The following is a 17202-nucleotide window of genomic DNA, read 5'->3' as shown; positions in this document are numbered from 1 at the left end:
GAGTGCTCTGCCTCATGGTGCGATCGAAACTGCGGATGCTGCTGCCCGGCGCTGTCGGCGCCTTCGCTCTGCTCGGAGCCGTCGTCGCCCCCGCCTCGGCCGCGCCGGACGCGGCCGCGGCCGATGCCTCGTCCGGGAGCGCCGCTGCCGCCGCCTTCTGGTCCTGCACGGTTCCGTCCGGCTATGTGTACACGAATACCCGCTCCACGCTGAACTGTTCCGGCAGCGGTTTCAGAACCCAGTACTACGTGCAGCCGCCCAAGGACGGGCTGTGGGCGTGTACGCCCGCGTCCGGCTTCACGTACACGAACACCCGCTCCACCCTGGACTGCTCCACGGGAAGCGGCTTCCGCACCAAGTACTACCTGAAGACCCCGAAAACCGGTCTGTGGGCGTGCACGGTGCCGTCCGGCTTCACCTACACGAACACCCGCTCCACCCTCGACTGCTCCACCGGAAGCGGCTTCCGCACCAAGTACTACCTGCGGGCGCTGTGACGACGGCCCGCTGACCACGCGGGGTGCGGTCCGGGCGGCTGACCGGCCGGGCCGCACCTCGTGTGCGTACGCCCGCTGACCGGGGGCGAAACCCGGCTGCGACCGAGGCCGGCTCGCCCCTAGGATCCTCGTTCGAGGCGCTGCCATGGCGCCCTGCCGGCGCTCGGCACTCAACGGACCGAGGATATGCGCGCACATGAGCAGCCGACTCTTCGCAATCTCCTTCGATGCGCACCAGCCCGAGCGCCTGGCGCGTTTCTGGTCCGGCGTCCTGGGCCTGGAGAGAGCCGGCGATCCTTACGACGGCGTCGCCCTGCTGTCCGCGAACGACGCCGGCTACCGCGTCGGCTTCCGTCCCTCCCGGGCGCGGAAGGCCGCCCAGAACCGGCTGCACTTCGACCTGACCAGCTCCTGCCGGGAGGACCAGCAGGAGACCGTGGCCAGGGCGCTCGGCCTCGGCGCGCAGCACGCCGACGTCGGCCAGGGACCCGACGCGCCCCATGTGGTGCTCGCCGACCCCGAGGGCAACGAGTTCTGTGTCCTCGAGCCGGGCAACGGCTTCCTCGCCGGCTGCGGCTCCCTCGGAGCGCTCGCCTGCGACGGTTCGCAGGCGGTGGGCTACTTCTGGAGCGAGGCGCTGGGCTGGCCGCTGGTCTGGGACCAGGACGAGGAGACCGCCGTCCAGTCGCCGAACGGCGGTACGAAGATCACGTGGGGCGGCCCGCCGCGCATGCCGGACCCCGGCAAGGACCTGCACTTCGACCTCGCGCCGGAGGACGATCAGCAAGCGGAGGTCGAGCGCCTGCTCTCCCTCGGGGCGAGGCGTCTCGGCTCTGCCCATGGCGGGGACGGCCCGGTGCTGCTGGCCGACCCCGACGGCAACGAGTTCCGCGTGCTCACGCGCCGGTGAAGCCGGTGAAGCCGGAGCCGGCGGGGGCCGCGGCAGGCGGAATGCGTTGGACACAGTCCAGGCGACGTCCGAGGCTGGGGGGATGACGAAGACTCCCCCGCACCCCGCGATGCCGACGCGACGGATCGGACAGGTCGAGGTGGGCGCGATCGGGTTCGGCGCGATGCCGTTGTCCGTCCAGGGGCGGCCCGGCGAACAGCAGGCGGTCGCCACCCTGCACACGGCCCTGGACTCCGGCATGACGTTGATCGACACGGCGGACGCCTACCATCTGGACGCCTCCGACCCCGGCCACAGCGAACTCCTGATCGCGAAGGCGCTGGCCGCGTACGGCGGCGACACGTCAGGGGTGCTGGTCGCCACCAAGGGCGGCCACACCCGTCCGCCGGACGGCTCCTGGGCGCTGGACGGCTCCCCCGCCCATCTGCGGCGGGCCGTCGAGGACTCGCTGCGGCGGCTGGGGGTGGAGGCGATCGGCCTGTACCAGTTCCACCGGCCGGACCCGGCGGTGCCCTACGCCGAGTCCGTCGGCGCGCTGAAGGAGCTGTGCGACGCGGGAAAGATCCGCGCGGCCGGGATCTCCAATGCCGACCCGGCGCAGATCCGGCTGGCCCACGGCATCCTCGGCGATCGGCTCGTCGCCGTGCAGAACCAGTTCTCCCCCGCTTTCCGCAGCAGCCTGCCCGAGCTTCGGCTGTGCGCGGAGCTGGGTCTTGCGTTCCTTCCGTGGAGTCCGCTCGGCGGCATGGCCGACGCCGCGCGGCTCGGCTCGGAGCACGCCGCGTTCCAGGACGTGGCCGCGGAGACGGGGGTGAGCCCGCAGCGGGTGTGTCTGGCCTGGATGCTGGCGCTGTCGCCGTGCGTCGTCCCCATCCCCGGCGCGCGTCGGCGGGAGAGCGTGCTGGACTCCGCGCGGGCCGTGGAGCTGACGCTGTCCCCCGAACAGCTCGACCGGCTGAATGCCGGCTGAATACCGGCTGTATGGGGAGAACGCGGCGAGCACGGATCGCGGATGACGCGGCGCACGCTGTGGGCCGACCGCCCGCCGCGGCCGCGGCTGTGACGGCCGGCGCGAGGACGGAGCGATGGGCCTGACGCGGCTTCAGGGGCCTGCATCCGGGCCCCGTTGCCGGTGGCGCCGTCGCCGTCGCACTGGACGGTCTGCCCGGACGGGCCCTTCGCCGGGGCGCTCGGCCGCCGGCGGCGGGCTCGTCTGCCGTACGCCCTCGGCCGCGCGGGCGTCGAGCGCGGGAGCAACCGGCCTTGCGCGGCAACTGCGGGTCCTCGGCGGGCGCTTCAGAGGGCTTGACCGGGTCCTCGGCGGGCGCGGGGGCCGCGGGCGGCACGCGTGCGTGCCCGGCCGTAAGCTGGCCTCGTGCACGACGTGCCGTTGTGGTTGTGGATCGCCTTCGCCGCCATCGTGCTGGTGTCGCTGGCGGTCGATCTGCTGGCCCACCGGCAGGCGCATGTCATCGGCTTCCGTGAGGCCGCCGTGTGGAGCGCGGTGTGGGTGGGGCTCGCGATCGTCTTCGGCGCCGGCGTCTTTCTGGTCGTCGGCCAGGCGGCCGGTGTCGAGTACACCACCGCATGGCTGCTGGAGAAGAGCCTGTCCGTCGACAACCTCTTCGTCTTCGCGCTGATCTTCGGCTACTTCCAGGTGCCCCGCGCCTATCAGCACCGGGTGCTCTTCCTCGGCGTGCTCGGCGCGCTGGTGTTCCGCGCCGTCTTCCTGGCCGCGGGGATCGCCGTGGTCAACCGGTTCACCGCGGTGCTGTTCGTCTTCGCGCTGATGCTGTTCTACAGCACGTACAAAATCGTGAGGGGTCAGGAGTACACCTTTGACCCGGACCGGAGCGTCGCGCTGCGGCTGCTGCGCAGGCTGGTTCCCGTCCGGGACAGCTACGCGGGGGCGAGGTTCTTCGTCCGGGAGGCCGGACGGCGCGTCGCCACTCCGCTGCTCGCCGTCATCGCCGCGATCGAGGCCGCCGACCTTGTGTTCGCCGTCGACAGCGTCCCCGCCGTGCTCGCCGTCAGCGGCGACATGTTCATCGTCTATACGAGCAACGCCTTCGCCATCCTTGGGCTGCGCGCCCTGTACTTCCTGCTCGCGGGCCTGCTCGACCGCTTCCGCTATCTGAGCCGGGGGCTGGCGCTCATCCTCGCCTTCATCGGCGTCAAGCTCGTGCTGCAGGCCCTGCACAAGACCGTCAGCACGGCTGTGCCCGAAATCCCCTCGCTCGTCAGTCTCGCCGTCATCGTCGCCGTCCTGTCGGCGTCCATCGTGCTCAGCGTGGTGCGTCCGCCGGACGGGGGCCGGCCGGAGCGTCAGAAGGCGCGGCCGCGCCAGGAGTAGGAGGAGGACAGCCAGGACGTGATCCGGCTGATGTCGGAGCTGGTGACCATGCCCACGAGCCTGCCCTCGTCCAGCACCAGCGCCCGGTGCGCGGAGCTCGACTCCAGTGCGGGCAGGAGCTGCACCAGAGGATCGTCGGGGTGCGCTGTGGGCACATCCTCCAGAGGGATCATCACCTCGGCCACGGCGGTGGCGGAGCGCCGGTCCTCGGGCACATCGACGGCGGCCTTGACCGTGATCAGACCGACGGGCCGTTCCCGCTCGTCGACGACCGGGAACGCCGAGTGCCGGTACCGGTACGCGGGGCTGGCCAGGAACTCCGCCACGCTCGCTGAGACGGGCGCCGCCACGGGGTCGGGGCCCATGGCCTGCCGTACGGGAATGCCGCCGAGCATCTCCCGCAGCCTGGCCTCGCCGCCTTCCGCGGTCGCCATGGCGATGAGGAACCAGCCGATGATCACCAGCCAGAGTCCGCTGAGGGCGGCCCCGGCGACGGCCAGATAGACGCCGACTGCGACGAGCAGCCAGCCCAGCGCGCGGCCCGCGCCCGCGGCGACCGCGGTCGCGCGCAGCGGATTGCCCGTCCTGCGCCACACCAGCGCCCGCAGCAGCCGCCCGCCGTCCAGCGGGGCGGCGGGGAGCGTGTTGAACACGGCCAGCAGGATGTTGATCGCGGCGAGCCACGCCAGCACCTCCACCAGCAGCCCCACCCCGAACACGGAGGCGAGAAGGCCCGCCAGGGCGCCGAACGCCAGCCCGAGCAGCAGGCTGACCAGCGGCCCCACTCCGGCGATGCGCACCTCGGCCCCCGGAGTGGGGGCCTCGCTCTTCAGCCGGGCGATTCCGCCGAGCAGCCACAGGGTGATGTCCTCCACGGACACGCCGTTGCGCCGGGCCACCACGGCATGGCTCAGCTCATGCGCCAGCAGGGACAGCAGAAAGACCACGGAGGCCGCCAGGCCGGAGAGTGCGTACAGCCACGCCGGGCGGTCGGGGTACGCCTCCGGGAACCGGGTCGCCAGCCCCACGGCGAGCAGCACCAGGATGACGAGGACGCTCCAGTGGACGCCGACGCGGACGCCCGCCAGACGCCCCAGCGTGAATGTCGCCTTCACGGCAGGTACCTCCTCCCGCCTCCAGTCTCCTTCCGCATACGGGCTTCCGGCAGGGCCTCCCGGCCCTCGCCCTCAGCCCTCACCGCGTACGCCGCGCGGGCAGGACGGCATACGGGGAGCACGGCGACCGGTACGGGGCGCACTCAGGCCGCGCAGGGGCGCGCCGGAGTGTCGCGGCGGGGGTGCGTTCCCGGCCGGTGGAGAGGGACGATGGTAGCCACGTGGCCGGTGCGGCACGTGGCGGGTGCGGTGACGGCAGAGCGGAAGGAGGGCGCCGATGAGCACGGCCGAGTCCTTCCCCTCCCCCGGTCCCGGCGAGGCCGCGCAGGCGGAGGCCGCCGCCTCCGAGCCGGGCGGGCTGCTGGATGTGCTGAGCGTCGCCGCGGTGGTGCTGGACGCGGAGGGCAAGGTCGCGCTGTGGAGCCCGCAGGCCGAGGAGCTGTTCGGATACACCGCCGAGGAGGCGCTCGGCCGGTACGCGGGCAGACTGCTGGTCCACCAGGAGAACCTCCCGGTGGTGCGCCAGCTGTTCGCCGAGGTCATGGCGGGCGACGAGGGGCGGTGGGCGGGAGTCTTCCCGGTCCGCCACAAGGACGGCGGGACGCTGCTGGTGGAGTTCCGCAATATGCGGCTGCACGGCGAGCGGAAGGACTTCTACGCCCTGGGGCTGGCCACCGAGCAGGGCACGCTGCGGCGCGTGGAGCGGGATCTGGCGCTGTCCACCCGGCTGATCTCGCAGTCGCCGATCGGCCTCGCGGTGGTCGACACCGAGCTGCGCTATGTCATCGTCAATCCGGCGCTGGAGCGCATCAACGGCCTGCCGGCCGACGACCATGTGGGACGCCGGGTCCGGGAGGCGCTGCCGTTCCTGGACGCCGAGGGCATCGAGTCGGCGATGCGCGAGGTGCTGGCCACCGGCGTCCCCCTCCTGGACCGGGAGACTGTCGGGCGCACACCGGCGGACCCGGACCGGGAGCACGCCTGGTCCGTGTCCTTCTACCGGCTGGAGTCCTCGAACGGGAAGGTGCTCGGGCTCGCCGCGTCCGTGGTGGACATCACCGAGCGTCACCGGGCGACGGCGGAAGCCGCCCGGGCCAGAGCGCGTCTGACGACGGTCGCCGACGCCTCCATTCGCATCGGCACCACGCTCGACCTCGACCAGACGGCCCGTGAGCTGGCCGATGTGTCGGTGCCCGAGCTGGCCGACGTGGCGGCGGTGGATGTGCTGGACTCCATCCTGAACGGCCGCTCGCCCGGCGCCGTGGAGGCGGGCCCCGCGGTGTTCCGGGCCCTCGCGGTGGCCGCCTCGCACTCCGGCGACGCCGTGCACGCCGCCGACCCGCCCGGACAGATCGCCCGCTACGAGGCCGACCGGCTGGTCACCGCGTGTGTGCAGAGCGGCCGGCCGGTGCGTGTGCCGCGGGTGGCGGACGGCGATCTGCCGCAGATCGCCCGCAGCCCGGAGGCGGCGTCGCTGCTGGCCGCCGCCGGTGTGCACTCGTATATGGCGGTGCCGCTGATCGCCCGCGGCGAGGTCCTCGGCGCGCTGGACCTCAAACGCACCCGCAACCCGGAGCCGTTCTCCGCGGAGGACGAGATCCTGGCCGGTGAGCTGGCGGCGCGGGCCGCCGTGTGCATCGACAACGCACGCTGGTACGGGCAGCTGCGCAGCACCGCGCTGACGCTCCAGCACAGCCTGCTCCCCCAGCAGCCGCCGGACCAGCCCGGCCTGGAGGTCGCCTACCGCTACCAGCCGGCCCAGGCGGCCAGCGAGGTGGGCGGCGACTGGTTCGACGTCATCGCGCTGAGCGGCGACAAGACGGCGCTCGTCGTCGGCGATGTGATGGGCAGCGGCATCGACGCGGCGGCTGCCATGGGGCAGCTGCGCACGGCCACCCGCACCCTGGCCGAGCTTGATCTCGACCCCGCCGAGGTGCTGCGCCACCTCGACCGCATCACCGACCGCATGGGGCAGCCCATCACCACCTGCGTCTACGCCGTCTACGACCCGCACCGCGGACGCTGCCTGATCTCCAACGCCGGGCATCTGCCGCCCGTGCTGCTGCGGCCGGACCAGGCCCCCGAGCTGCTGCAGCTGCCCACCGGCGCGCCGCTGGGCGTGGGCGACGTCGAGTTCTCCACCACCTCGCTGGCACTGCGCCCCGAGGACGAGCTGGTCCTGTACACCGACGGCCTGGTCGAGACCCGCGACCAGGCCATCGACGTACGGCTGAACGCGCTGATCGACGTCCTCGCCGGACGCCGGCTGTCGCTGGAGCGCACCTGCGATGTGCTGCTGCACTCCCTGCGGCAGCCCGGGGACCACGACGACGTCGCACTGCTGATCGCCCGGGTGCGCCGCCGGATGCGGACCTGAGGCCCCGGGCCGGGGGTCGGGGCGGAGGGACTCTTTGGGGTGACGGGGAGCATCGCCGCCGGGTTCACCGACGCCACGCCGTACGCGCATCTGCTGCTCGGCCCGGCGTGGTTCGGCGCGACCTGACTGCTGGGCACAGCGGCCTTCTCCCTGCGCACGCGCCGCGCCACCGGCTGCCGTCCGGGCGCCCCGTCGGCGCCGGCCGTTGAGCACGCCGGTTCGGTCAGGCGGGCGCGGGCTGGGCCGGGTGCGGGTCGCCGGGGGCGTCGAGGAGGATGCTGGGGAGCTCCGTGAGGATGTCGCGGCCGTGGCCTGCCGGGACCCACGCCGTGGCGCGCCGGCAGCGCCCGAGGTACTGCCCCAGCATGTGCTGCGCCTGGTCCAGCGCGCCGGTGTCCCGGACGAGCCGGCGCGCGGCGTCCTGCCGCTCCCGCTCGTCGCCTCCGCCGGATGCGAGAGCTGCCAGCAGGGCCCGGTCGGCCGGGGTGCCCCGCTGACGGGCGAGGAGCAGCGGAAGCGCGGGCCGCTGATTGCGCAGATCGCTGGCGGGCGGCTTGTCGGCCGCGCAGCCGGGTGTGTACGGCAGCAGGTCGTCATGGATCTGGAAGGCGATGCCCAGGGCTTCACCGTAGGCGGCGAGCAGGTCCGCACAGCGCGGGTCGCCGCCTGCGAGGGTGACCCCGATGCGGCAGGTGGCGCTCAGCGGCGTCGCGGTCTTCAGCCGCACCATCTCCAGATAGGCCGCGACCCGGTCGGCGTCGTCCGGTTCGCCGGACCGGGCCGCGGGCCCGCTCAGCGCGATCTCGCGCGCCACGCCGCGGGCCGCGCCCTGCACCACCGCGGCCGCGATCTCCATGGCGTCGGCGATCAGCGGGTCCGGGACGCCGCGGCGGCGGCATGCGCCGAGCTGCTGGAACAGGGCGAAAGAGAGGCAGTCGCCGCCCAGGATGGCCGCCGCCGCGCCGTACCTCTGGTGGACGGCCGCCCGGCCGCGCCGCCGGTCGTCGCCGTCGATGATGTCATCGTGCAGCAGGCTCGCCACATGGGCGAGTTCGACGCCGACGGCGGCCGGCAGCACCTGCTCGCAGCGGCCGCCGACCGCGCGGGCGGAGGCGAGCAGCAGCAGGGGACGCAGCAGTTTGCCCGGCGGGAGCAGCGCCCACCGGTACACCTCGCTCAGCGGATCGGCAGCGCGGGCGGCGGCCCAGTCCTGGATCGCTCCGGCCGCCGCCTCGCGCAGCTCGGCGAGCGGGGAATCCTGCATGGCGACCGCCGCCTTCCGGAGCGTCTCGACTGCCTCACGGTGTGATCGCGCGCCTCATCGGCTGATCACGCTGGAACCAGCCTGATCACCCGCCGCGCCTCAAGCGTGCCGACCCGCTGGCGTACCACCGGATCGAGCGTGCTGCCGGCCGCCGTTGACGCCCGCGGCCAGGGCCAGGGCGGTGCGCGAGCGGTCCTCGTCCCCGGCGGTGCGCAAGCCGGGCGGTGCGCAAACCCGCGTTGGACCGGATGGCCCTGACGCGTACGTGCTCGGCGCGGAGGATACGGGGGTACTCAGTGGCCGGAGCGCTCCTGAGCGGTCCCGGAGGAGGACATGCCCGAGCTGCCGGACGTCGAGGGGTTCCGCGGGGTGATGGAGCGGTGCGCCGCGGGGCGGCGAGTCGACGATGTGGAGGTCCGCGATGCGGGGGTGCTGCGCGGGGTGAGCGCGCGGCGGCTGCGCCGGGAGCTTCGGGGGCGACGGTTCGGCACGCCGTGGCGGCACGGCAAGCAGCTGGTCACGCCGAGCGACGGGCCGGCGCTGGTCTGGCACTTCGGGATGACCGGGGAGCTGCTGTGCCGGACGCCGGACGCCGCCGTCGAGGCGCATGACCGGGTGCTGATCACCCTCGACGACGGCCGCCAGCTGCGCTACCGCGATCAGCGCAAACTGCAGGGCGTCCGGCTGGCCGCGGACGAGGCGGCCGTGGAGCGGATGCTCGCGGATCTCGGCCCGGACGCGCAGGAGCTGGACCGCTCGCGGTTCCTTCGGCTGATGGCCGGGCGGCGCGGGGGGATCAAGAGCGCCCTGACGGACCAGTCGCTGCTGGCGGGGCTCGGGAATCTCCTCGCCGACGAGATCCTCTGGCGGGCCCGGGTGCGGCCGGACCGTCCGGTGCGCGATCTGGGGGACGACGAGCTGCGGCGGGTGCATGCCGCGATGGGCCGGGTGCTGCGGTCCTCGGTGCGGGCGGGCCGCGTCCCGGACCGCCGCGGCTGGCTCACCGGCCGCCGGGACGACGCCGCCCCGGTGTGCCCGCGGTGCGGCCGGCCGCTGGCGTCGGGGCGGACGGCGGGGCGTCGGACGGTGTGGTGCGAGCACTGCCAGAGCTGACGCCCCGCGCCCGGGGTGCTCAGTGCTGGACCGCCGCGAGACCCTTCTGCATGTCCTCGGTGTTCATCACCGGCTGCACCTCGATCGTCGCGCCGAGTTCCGTGAAGAGCGGCTCCGCGATGCCGGGAAGCCGCCAGCTGTCCTCCATGTCGAAGACGAACGTGCAGGAGCGCTTGCCGTTGCTCGGGCCGAAGTAAGCGGCCTCCGGGTGGAGCTGGTCCATGAGCTCCATCATGATCTTCGGCAGTCTGCCCTTGTGAAGGGCTTCGCTCGACTTCTCGGTGTCCAGCTGGGCTCGCAGCATCACCCGCATGGCCTCGTACCTCTCCTCTGCCGCGGGCGGGCGCGGTCCTGTCCGCGCTTGGCGCCACCCGGACGGCGTCCCGGCCAGCGTCGCCCGGGGCCTGGGGGCGGGCAAACGCAGCGCCGCCGTCCGGGGCGGGCACGGTGTGCCGACCGCGCGAAGGGGTGGACGGTGACACGAGGGGGGTGTGTGGGCACGGAGGGCGACAAGATGTGAGGATGTACCCGTGAGCAACAGCAACGTTTTCTTCGACATTTCCATCAACGACGAGCCCGCGGGCCGGATCGTCTTCAAGCTCTTCGACGACGTGGTCCCCAACACCGCCAGGAACTTCCGCGAGCTGGCCACCGGCGAGCACGGCTTCGGCTACGAGGGCTCCGGGTTCCACCGGGTCATCCCCGACTTCATGCTGCAGGGCGGCGACTTCACCGCCGGCAACGGCACGGGGGGCAAGAGCATCTACGGGGAGAAGTTCGCCGACGAGAACTTCCAGCTCAAGCACACCAAGCCGGGCCTGCTGTCCATGGCCAACGCAGGCCCGAACACCAACGGGTCCCAGTTCTTCATCACCACCATCGTCACCGACTGGCTGGACGGCAAGCACGTCGTCTTCGGCGAGGTCGTCGAGGGCATGGACGTCGTGAAGAAGATCGAGTCCCTGGGCTCGCGCAGCGGCGCCACCAAGGCCAAGATCCAGATCGCGAAGTCCGGCGTCGTCGCCTGAGACCGCTGAAGCAGAATGGCCGTCCGGCCCTGGCTCCCCGCTCGCGGGGCTGCCAGGGCCGGACGGCTGTGCCGGGCGTCAGCGCGGCTGTCCGGCCGGTCCGGGTCGTACGGCCGGACGACCCGGACCGGCCGTTCGCTCAGTACGGGCCGTTCACGTTGTCGATCGACCCGTAGCGGTCGGCCGCGTAGTTGCAGGCGGCGACGATGTTGGCGACCGGGTCGAAGGGGTTCGTGGACGTGCCGGGCACATGGTAGGCGCGGAACGTCGGGTCGATGGTCTGGAGGAGACCCTTGGACGGGGTTCCCTTGGCCGCGTTGGAGTCCCAGTTGTTGATGGCGTTCGGGTTGCCGGAGGACTCCCGCATGATGTTGCGGTGGATGCCCTCGTAGCTGCCGGGGATGCCGTGCTGGGCCATGACGTCCAGGGCCTCGCGGATCCAGCCGTCGAGGTTGTCGGGGTAGCTCGCAGCCTTCGTCTCAGCGGCGGGCGCAGTCCGCTCCTCGGAGCGGTCGGCCCGGTCCGCCGCCGCCCGGTCGGAGGCGGCAGCAGCCTTCTTGGGCTCCTGCGGCGCGGCTCCCGGCCCCGGGACGACGGTCAGCTTCAGGCCCGGGCGGATCAGTGACGGGTTGTCACCGACCGCGCGGCGGTTGTCCTGGTAGAGGCGCTTCCAGCCGCCGCTCACCGAGTGCTCCTCGGCGATGGCGGAGAGGGACTCGCCCGGGACCACGGAATGGGTGAACGGAGCGGCTGCCTTGGCCGCCGCGGCGGTCGCGACTGCGGCAGCAGCGGCCGGCTTGGCAGTCGAATGGAACGTATTCGGCGTCGCTTCAGCAATGCTCGCGCTGACGAGCGGAAGAGCGAGTGCGGTGCTCCCGGCACCCGCGACGGCAAGTCCACGGGTGATCCGCTGATACTTGGGACGACGGTGCTTACCCTTTCCGGGCATGGCGAATTCCTCTCCGTCGCCTGCGAGGTGAGCTGTCGGGTTCGGGCTGGAGATGCCCGGCCGCACATCGCTGTGCAGGCTTCACCCCAAGCCGCTCCGGGGTCCGGACCGGCGTCTTACCTGGGTCCCCCGCTCCTGCCGGATGTGACGGGTGTGTGGGTGGGTGCGGTGTGCCCGGACGGCGGCAGGATTCGGCGTTCCATCCGGAATGACGGTGACGGTAGGCGAGTCCGCCCCGGAGGAACAAGGCCGCGAATGACGGAATGAAATCCAAAGAGTCCGATTGGGCGATGAAGTGGCGGCGCTCGCACCGAGCGCACAACTCAACTTTCCTTCTGCAAAGCACCAATTCGCGGGGACGGCAGAATCGCCGATCGGTTCCCGGCGTGACCGATATCACGGGCAGGTGCGCCGGATGTCATTCGGCGCAACTGCCCTGAGATATCAGCGAATAACAAGAAAAGCCGCTGACCGTGCGACCAACCCACTAAGGTGCGAAATCACCCATAACAGAACCTGTCATAGTAAGTCGCTGCTCATCCGGTCAGACGCAGACTCCGCGCTGGTAGTCGTGCGTCGCCGTGTGACGGGAGTGGGTCCACTGCGGATCGAGCAGCTGCTCCTTCAGCTGCCGGGCGGCGTCCGGGCTCTCCACGATGTAGCCGAAGTCCTGCAGCCAGGAGGGATAGAGGTTCTTCGAGCCGATGTAGAAGGCGGAGTCGTCGACGGAGACCAGCTTGTGATGCAGGGCATACGGGCTGCCGTCCGCCCAGGTCGCGGACGGCGCGGCACGGAAGGAGGCGAGCTGGAGGTTGGCGCACAGCGTGCGGGAGGCGGCGGCCTCGTCGCCGGTGAGGCGCGCCAGCCGGTCGCGGAGGGTGTCGCTGATCTCGGAGAGGGACTTGATCTGCGAGTAGCCGCCGCTGCCGATCAGACCGCGGTTGGCGGGGTCGCTGACCACGACGCGCACCTTGACGCCCGCGGCGAGCTTGGCCGCGAGGGTGTCGTAGAGGCGGATGTCATAGCGGGGCAGCGGCGGGCAGGTGGCGTTGAGATCCTGCTGGGAGATCTCGATGTGCTCGCGGGCGGACGCGACCAGCGCGCGCAGCGCACTCTCCTCCGGGTTGACCGTGTCGTAGTCGCGGTCCGCGTTGGTCCGGTCGGACAGCAGACCGGGGAAGCAGCGGGCGTCACGGGCGCCGGGCAGGGCGGGCCGGTAGGACGAGGCGGGGTCGGAGTCCTCGATGCCGATGCCGAGGCCGCCCACGGCGATGACGGGGACGTTCCCCTGCGCGGGGACGGCGGCCGGATTGCTGTCCCCGTCCATGGTCGCCATGCAGCCGGCGCCGTCGGAGACGGCCAGCCACACCTTGGCGGGGTTGTCCGCGTTGCGGCAGGTCCAGGTCCACAGCGTGTCGAGGAACGCGCCGGCGGTGCGGGCCGCCGGGCCCCGCAGCGCGAGGTCGGCGTCGGTGACGGGGTGGGCGGTGTTCAGGTAGTCGTTCTTCCAGCTGTTGATGCCCCCGGTGATGACGGACTCGCCGTCGACGACCAGCAGCTTGGAGTGGTTCCAGGAGAAGCCGGTCTTGGACGTGGTCATCGACGCGACATTGAGCGTGACGCTGCCGGCCGCGCTGCCCAGCCGCTGAAGCAGGTCGTTCTTGTACGTCGCCGGAACGACGTTGAGGTGGTACAGCGGGGCGGCCCCCACGAGGATGCGGACCTTGGGCCGGTGGCCCGCCGCCACGGACGCCTTGAGGCCGTCGGCGATGGCGTCGTTGAACGCCCCGTCCGGCAGCGGCGCGAGCGTGGAGATGTCGACCGTCCGCTCGGCCCGGGAGATGTCCCGGGTCATCTTGGCGAGTCTCTTCTGCGCGCCCGAGCGGTCGGAGCAGGCCGCGTCGCCCCAGCAGCCGGGGGTCTGGAGCAGCCAGCCGGCCGGATCGCCCTCGGGCGCGTCCAGGGCGTTGCCGCCGCTGCGCTCCCATATGCGGCCTTCGAGGCCCGGTGAGACCTCTCTCAGCGTCCGCTCGACGGCGTCGAGATACGGGGTGCCGTCATCGGCCTGGGCGGGTGCGGCACCCAGGGAGACGAGCGCGGCGGCGAGAGCTGTCGCGGTGGAGACTAGACGGCGGAGCCGGTGGCGGGCCACGGGTGTGTCCTTCGGTATGACGGCGGAAAGCGCACGGCTGTCCATGCGGTGAACATCCCGTGCGCTCAATGAGCGCGTTGAAGCTACCGGCTGGTTAACCCCGTTGAGCAGACGATGGATGATCATCGGCCAGCGCGTACCGCTCGGCACGCGGCCTCCCCGCCCGGCCCGCCTCGCGCCCGCATGTCAACACGCCGTTGTTTTCAGGGCGTTGCGGACGGATATGGACTCCTCGCGCGGTGCTGCCGCCCGCTGCTGGGCTTGGCGGGAAATGATCGGCTTCGTCAGTGTGCAGGGCCGTACGGGGGTGGCGAGCCGGGCGGCGATCTCACGGTTCGTACGCCCCTGGGCCAGTTCGGCCAGCGCCTCCGTCGTACGCAGCGACAGGCCGCCCGGGCAGGCGACCGGTCGGCACACCGCCGGCGTGGCGGCGCTCCTCAAGTGCCGGAGGGGCTGGATTTTCCAGCCCCTCCGGCACTTGAACGTCCCCAACGGACCCGTTCTGAGCCCGCCTGGGGGCCTGGCGGCAGCACGCCCCATCCCGCCGGCGATTGCGGCGCGAGGGCCTGCGCCAAACCAAGCCCGCCTGGGGAGTGTCGTCAAAGTGGCGTCGTCCGCCCGGAGGGCGGGCCGGGCGCGTCTGGTGCTGGGGGCGCCCCCGCGCCCGAAGGGCCGCGGGGGAGATCGCAAGGCGGAGGGTGGGGGCGCCTCCCGGGCCGCCAGGCCCAGGGGGAGAGAGCGCAGCGGGCTGCGCTGACGACCGACAACGCCGCGAGGGAGCGTGCCAGACGCCGCCCGGCAGACGGGACTTTGACGACACGACCTAGGGGCCTCCGTGAGGGCTCCAGACTGTCGCGGGGGTCCGGGGCGGAGCCCCCGGATGGTCAGGCGGGGTCGTCGACTTCGAGTTCGGACATGCGGCCGAAGCCCTGGCCCGGGATCTCCGTGTTGATGATCTCGGGGGTGCGGGCGATCGCCCCGGCCATGGCGCGCAGTCCGGCCTTGAAGTGGTCGGACCGCACATGGGCCGCGCCCGCCTCTGCGTCGGCGAAGGCCTCCAGCAGGACGTACTGGTGCGGGTCGTCGACGCTGCGCGACCAGTCGAAGAAGAGGTTGCCGGGCTCGGCGCGGGTGGCGCGGGTGAAGTCGTCGACGAGGGTCAGCCAGTCGTCGGAGTGCTCGGGACGTACGGTGAACTTGACTGCGATGAAGATCATGCCGTCCACGATGGCCCTGACCGGGCCGGTGTGCCAGCCAGGCCGCCGCCGATTCCGGCAGTGCCGGAAAACGCAGGGGCTGAGCGGGGGCGGCTGTTCAGACGGGCAGTGCGGCGGCGTCCGCGAGGGCGGCGCGCAGCGCGCCTTTCCGGCGGCGGAAGTCCGCGGTCGGCAGGGACACGGACAGCGCGTGCACAGGGTCGGCGGCCGCGCCCGGCGCAGGCGGCAGGGCGACGGCGAGACAGGTGTACGCGGGGTCGGCCTCGCCGACCGAGACCGCGAAGCCCTGGCCCCGCACCCGCGCGAGCTCCGCCTCGAAGCGCTCGGCGCTGGTGATCGTGCGGTCGGTGAAGCGGGCCATCCCGTGGTCCGCCAGATACCGCCGGCGTGCCGGCCGCGGCACGGCGGCGAGCAGGGCCTTGCCATGGGCGGTGGCATGCGCCCTGGCTTCGGCGCCGGATGTGAAGGGGTGCGTGCGGTCGATGAGCGGGACGGTGCTGTCCACCACGGTGATCCGGCCGTCGTGGTACGCGGTGAAGTACGCCTCCGCCCCGCCCGCCCGGCGCAGCGCGACGAGGCGCTCGGCGATATGCGGCCCCATGCCCAGCCGCCGCTGGAACGACCGGTGCAGCTCGGCGGCGCGCGGCCCGGTGGTGTATCCGCCGGCGGTCTTGACCAGGTGTCCGCGGGTGCGGAGCGGGCCGAGCAGGTGGTACACGGTCGACAGCGAGCAGCCGAGCCGCCGGGCGAGCTCCTTGGCCCCGACGGGCCCTGGCGCGTCGGCGACGGCGTCGAGGATCTCCAGGGCGCGGTCGACCGACTGGGGGGCGGCGGCGGGCGTGGGCATCGTCGTCTTCCTGGCTCTTTCCTGGCTCTGCGGCGCTCTGGGGCGCTCTGGGGCGCTCTCCTGCTGGTGTCCTGACCGTTCTGCCGAGGCTACCCGCCCGGCGTGCACGCCGGAGGACCGGCGGCGGCCCGCCCCCGCGGCTTCAGGCGCGCAGCCAGCGGGCGACCTCCTCGGCGATCGGCTGCCCGGTCTCCAGTTCGATGAAGCCGAATTGGCCTCCCTGGTTGCATTCCAGGAACCACCAGACGCCGTCCTCGTCCTCCGCGAAGTCGAACGCGGCATAGGCCAGGCCCGCGAGGTCGATGAATTCATGGACGGCGCGGGCGATGCGGTCAGGGGTGTCGACCGGAGCCCAGGTGTGCTCACTCGTGCCGTAGCGCCCGTCCACCTGGCCTTCGGCGGCGGGCTTGCGGGCCGCGTACATCCGGCCGCCGACACAGGTGAGCCGGATGTCGGCCTGTTTGGGGATGTACTGCTGCAGCAGGGTGGGACCCGCGGAGACGGCGGCGAAGTCAGCGTCGGGCCCGATGCGGGTGGTGGGGAGCGCGACCGGGGGGCCGCCCGAGGGCGGCCCGGAGGCGGCTTTGACGACGATGTCACCGTACTGCTCGGCGAACTGGCGGGCCGCGTAGGGGAAGGTGGTGATGACCGTCGGGGGCACGGCGAAGTTGCTGCGCTGGGCGATCCGCAGTTGCCAGGGCTTGCAGCGCGCCTGTGCGGAGGCCGAGGGGTGGTTCATCCACCGGGCCTGTGTGGAGTAGAGCATTCCGTACAGGGCCTGCTCGGTCTCCGCGGTGAGCCAGGGGGAGGGCTCGGGGGCGTGTGCGGCGGGGGCGCCCGGTCTTCGCACCCATATGGACCGCAGACTGCTCATCGACAGCAGGCGGCCGCCGGTGGAGAGATAGCCCTGGAAGTCGCCGCTGACGTATTCGGCCGACAGGGCTGCCGTGCCGGGCAGATCGGCCGGATCCAGGCGCATGAGCGGGACGCCGTGGTCATGGAGGCGGGCGACCACCATGTCCGCGGTGACGTCCTGCCGGCAGGTCAGGATCAGCACAGTCATCGGGGTACCGGTCTTCGTTCAGTCGTCGAAGTGCGTTTTGGAACCCGCCGTGGACGTGGTCGTGCCGGTGGCCAGAAGCACGGTGCGGTCCAGGATGGCGGGGCGGCCGTCGGGCAGCACATTGAGCTGGAGGGCGGAGTCATAGGTGTAGGGCACGGTGACCGCCGGATCCTCAGCCGGACGTACATAGTTCAAGACGAACGGGCGCATGGGTCTCCTTGGTCGCCCTCGGACGGTGGGTGCACACGTAACAGTACGTGCCAGCAATAGGGAAAACTCATCACGCTGGGTCACTTGTGATCTGTGTCGGAGTGAGG

The 17202-nt window shown here is 72.2% G+C and carries 17 protein-coding genes and 1 riboswitch; of the genes, 7 read left to right on the top strand and 10 right to left on the bottom strand.

What is annotated here, in order from left to right:
- The first annotated feature begins 14 nt into the window (after positions 1-14).
- The 4 genes from OF819_RS19135 (at position 15) to OF819_RS19120 (ending at position 3760) form a co-directional block, all read left to right on the top strand.
- A complete protein-coding gene (locus OF819_RS19135) occupies positions 15-497 on the top strand; it encodes a hypothetical protein (RefSeq protein ID WP_267244795.1) in 483 nt (160 codons plus the stop codon).
- Between the two features lie 196 nt (positions 498-693).
- On the top strand, positions 694-1407 hold the full coding sequence (locus tag OF819_RS19130; RefSeq protein ID WP_267244794.1) for a VOC family protein: 714 nt from the start codon (positions 694-696) through the stop codon (positions 1405-1407).
- Positions 1408-1516: 109 nt separating this feature from the next.
- Positions 1517-2377 carry an aldo/keto reductase gene (locus OF819_RS19125; RefSeq protein WP_267244840.1) on the top strand — a complete coding sequence of 287 codons (861 nt, stop codon included), beginning with the start codon at positions 1517-1519 and terminating at the stop codon, positions 2375-2377.
- A gap of 405 nt (positions 2378-2782) precedes the next feature.
- Entirely contained in the window at positions 2783-3760 is a 978-nt protein-coding gene (locus OF819_RS19120) for a TerC family protein (protein WP_267244793.1), read from the top strand.
- Here the strand turns inward: OF819_RS19120 and OF819_RS19115 are convergent.
- The gene (locus tag OF819_RS19115; protein WP_267244792.1) at positions 3733-4875 is read right to left on the bottom strand and encodes a site-2 protease family protein; all 1143 of its coding nucleotides are present in this window, start codon (positions 4873-4875) and stop codon (positions 3733-3735) included. The genes OF819_RS19120 and OF819_RS19115 overlap by 28 nt on opposite strands.
- A gap of 277 nt (positions 4876-5152) precedes the next feature.
- Between OF819_RS19115 and OF819_RS19110 the strand changes: the two genes are divergently transcribed.
- Positions 5153-7252 (top strand): SpoIIE family protein phosphatase, encoded by a 2100-nt coding sequence (locus tag OF819_RS19110; RefSeq protein ID WP_267244791.1) that lies wholly within the window; start codon positions 5153-5155, stop codon positions 7250-7252.
- Positions 7253-7475: 223 nt separating this feature from the next.
- On the opposite strand, the gene OF819_RS19105 is transcribed toward OF819_RS19110, so the two are convergent.
- Positions 7476-8516: a polyprenyl synthetase family protein gene (locus OF819_RS19105; protein ID WP_267244790.1), complete on the bottom strand. Its 1041-nt coding sequence runs from the start codon at positions 8514-8516 to the stop codon at positions 7476-7478.
- Between the two features lie 333 nt (positions 8517-8849).
- Here OF819_RS19105 and OF819_RS19100 point away from each other — a divergent pair, with 333 nt between their 5' ends.
- The gene (locus OF819_RS19100) at positions 8850-9629 is read left to right on the top strand and encodes a DNA-formamidopyrimidine glycosylase family protein (RefSeq protein ID WP_267244789.1); all 780 of its coding nucleotides are present in this window, start codon (positions 8850-8852) and stop codon (positions 9627-9629) included.
- Positions 9630-9648: 19 nt separating this feature from the next.
- Here OF819_RS19100 and OF819_RS19095 read toward each other — a convergent pair whose 3' ends face one another.
- Positions 9649-9942: a hypothetical protein gene (locus tag OF819_RS19095; RefSeq protein WP_267244788.1), complete on the bottom strand. Its 294-nt coding sequence runs from the start codon at positions 9940-9942 to the stop codon at positions 9649-9651.
- 217 nt (positions 9943-10159) lie between these two features.
- Between OF819_RS19095 and OF819_RS19090 the strand changes: the two genes are divergently transcribed.
- Positions 10160-10657: a peptidylprolyl isomerase gene (locus OF819_RS19090; RefSeq protein ID WP_267244787.1), complete on the top strand. Its 498-nt coding sequence runs from the start codon at positions 10160-10162 to the stop codon at positions 10655-10657.
- Between the two features lie 139 nt (positions 10658-10796).
- Here OF819_RS19090 and OF819_RS19085 read toward each other — a convergent pair whose 3' ends face one another.
- The 7 genes from OF819_RS19085 to tgmA form a co-directional block, all read right to left on the bottom strand.
- Complete coding sequence (locus OF819_RS19085) at positions 10797-11606, bottom strand: LysM peptidoglycan-binding domain-containing protein (RefSeq protein WP_267244786.1); 810 nt, start codon at positions 11604-11606, stop codon at positions 10797-10799.
- 4 nt (positions 11607-11610) lie between these two features.
- Positions 11611-11766: riboswitch (cyclic di-AMP (ydaO/yuaA leader) on the bottom strand.
- 384 nt (positions 11767-12150) lie between these two features.
- Complete coding sequence (locus tag OF819_RS19080) at positions 12151-13803, bottom strand: phospholipase D-like domain-containing protein (RefSeq protein ID WP_267244785.1); 1653 nt, start codon at positions 13801-13803, stop codon at positions 12151-12153.
- Positions 13804-13944: 141 nt separating this feature from the next.
- A complete protein-coding gene (locus OF819_RS19075) occupies positions 13945-14199 on the bottom strand; it encodes a hypothetical protein (protein ID WP_267244784.1) in 255 nt (84 codons plus the stop codon).
- A 443-nt stretch (positions 14200-14642) separates the two neighbouring features.
- Positions 14643-14975: a putative quinol monooxygenase gene (locus tag OF819_RS19070; protein ID WP_267244783.1), complete on the bottom strand. Its 333-nt coding sequence runs from the start codon at positions 14973-14975 to the stop codon at positions 14643-14645.
- Between the two features lie 97 nt (positions 14976-15072).
- Positions 15073-15822 (bottom strand): IclR family transcriptional regulator, encoded by a 750-nt coding sequence (locus OF819_RS19065; protein WP_267244782.1) that lies wholly within the window; start codon positions 15820-15822, stop codon positions 15073-15075.
- Between the two features lie 142 nt (positions 15823-15964).
- Positions 15965-16885 carry an ATP-grasp ribosomal peptide maturase gene (gene tgmB, locus OF819_RS19060; RefSeq protein ID WP_267244781.1) on the bottom strand — a complete coding sequence of 307 codons (921 nt, stop codon included), beginning with the start codon at positions 16883-16885 and terminating at the stop codon, positions 15965-15967.
- A gap of 18 nt (positions 16886-16903) precedes the next feature.
- Positions 16904-17095 carry a putative ATP-grasp-modified RiPP gene (gene tgmA / locus OF819_RS19055; protein ID WP_267244780.1) on the bottom strand — a complete coding sequence of 64 codons (192 nt, stop codon included), beginning with the start codon at positions 17093-17095 and terminating at the stop codon, positions 16904-16906.
- Between the last annotated feature and the right edge of the window lie 107 nt (positions 17096-17202).

The sequence above is a fragment of the Streptomyces sp. PR69 genome (assembly GCF_026420845.1).
Lineage (GTDB): Bacteria > Actinomycetota > Actinomycetes > Streptomycetales > Streptomycetaceae > Streptomyces.
The sequence above is the reverse complement of the archived record's forward strand: the minus strand, read 5'-3'. Positions and strand labels throughout refer to the sequence as shown.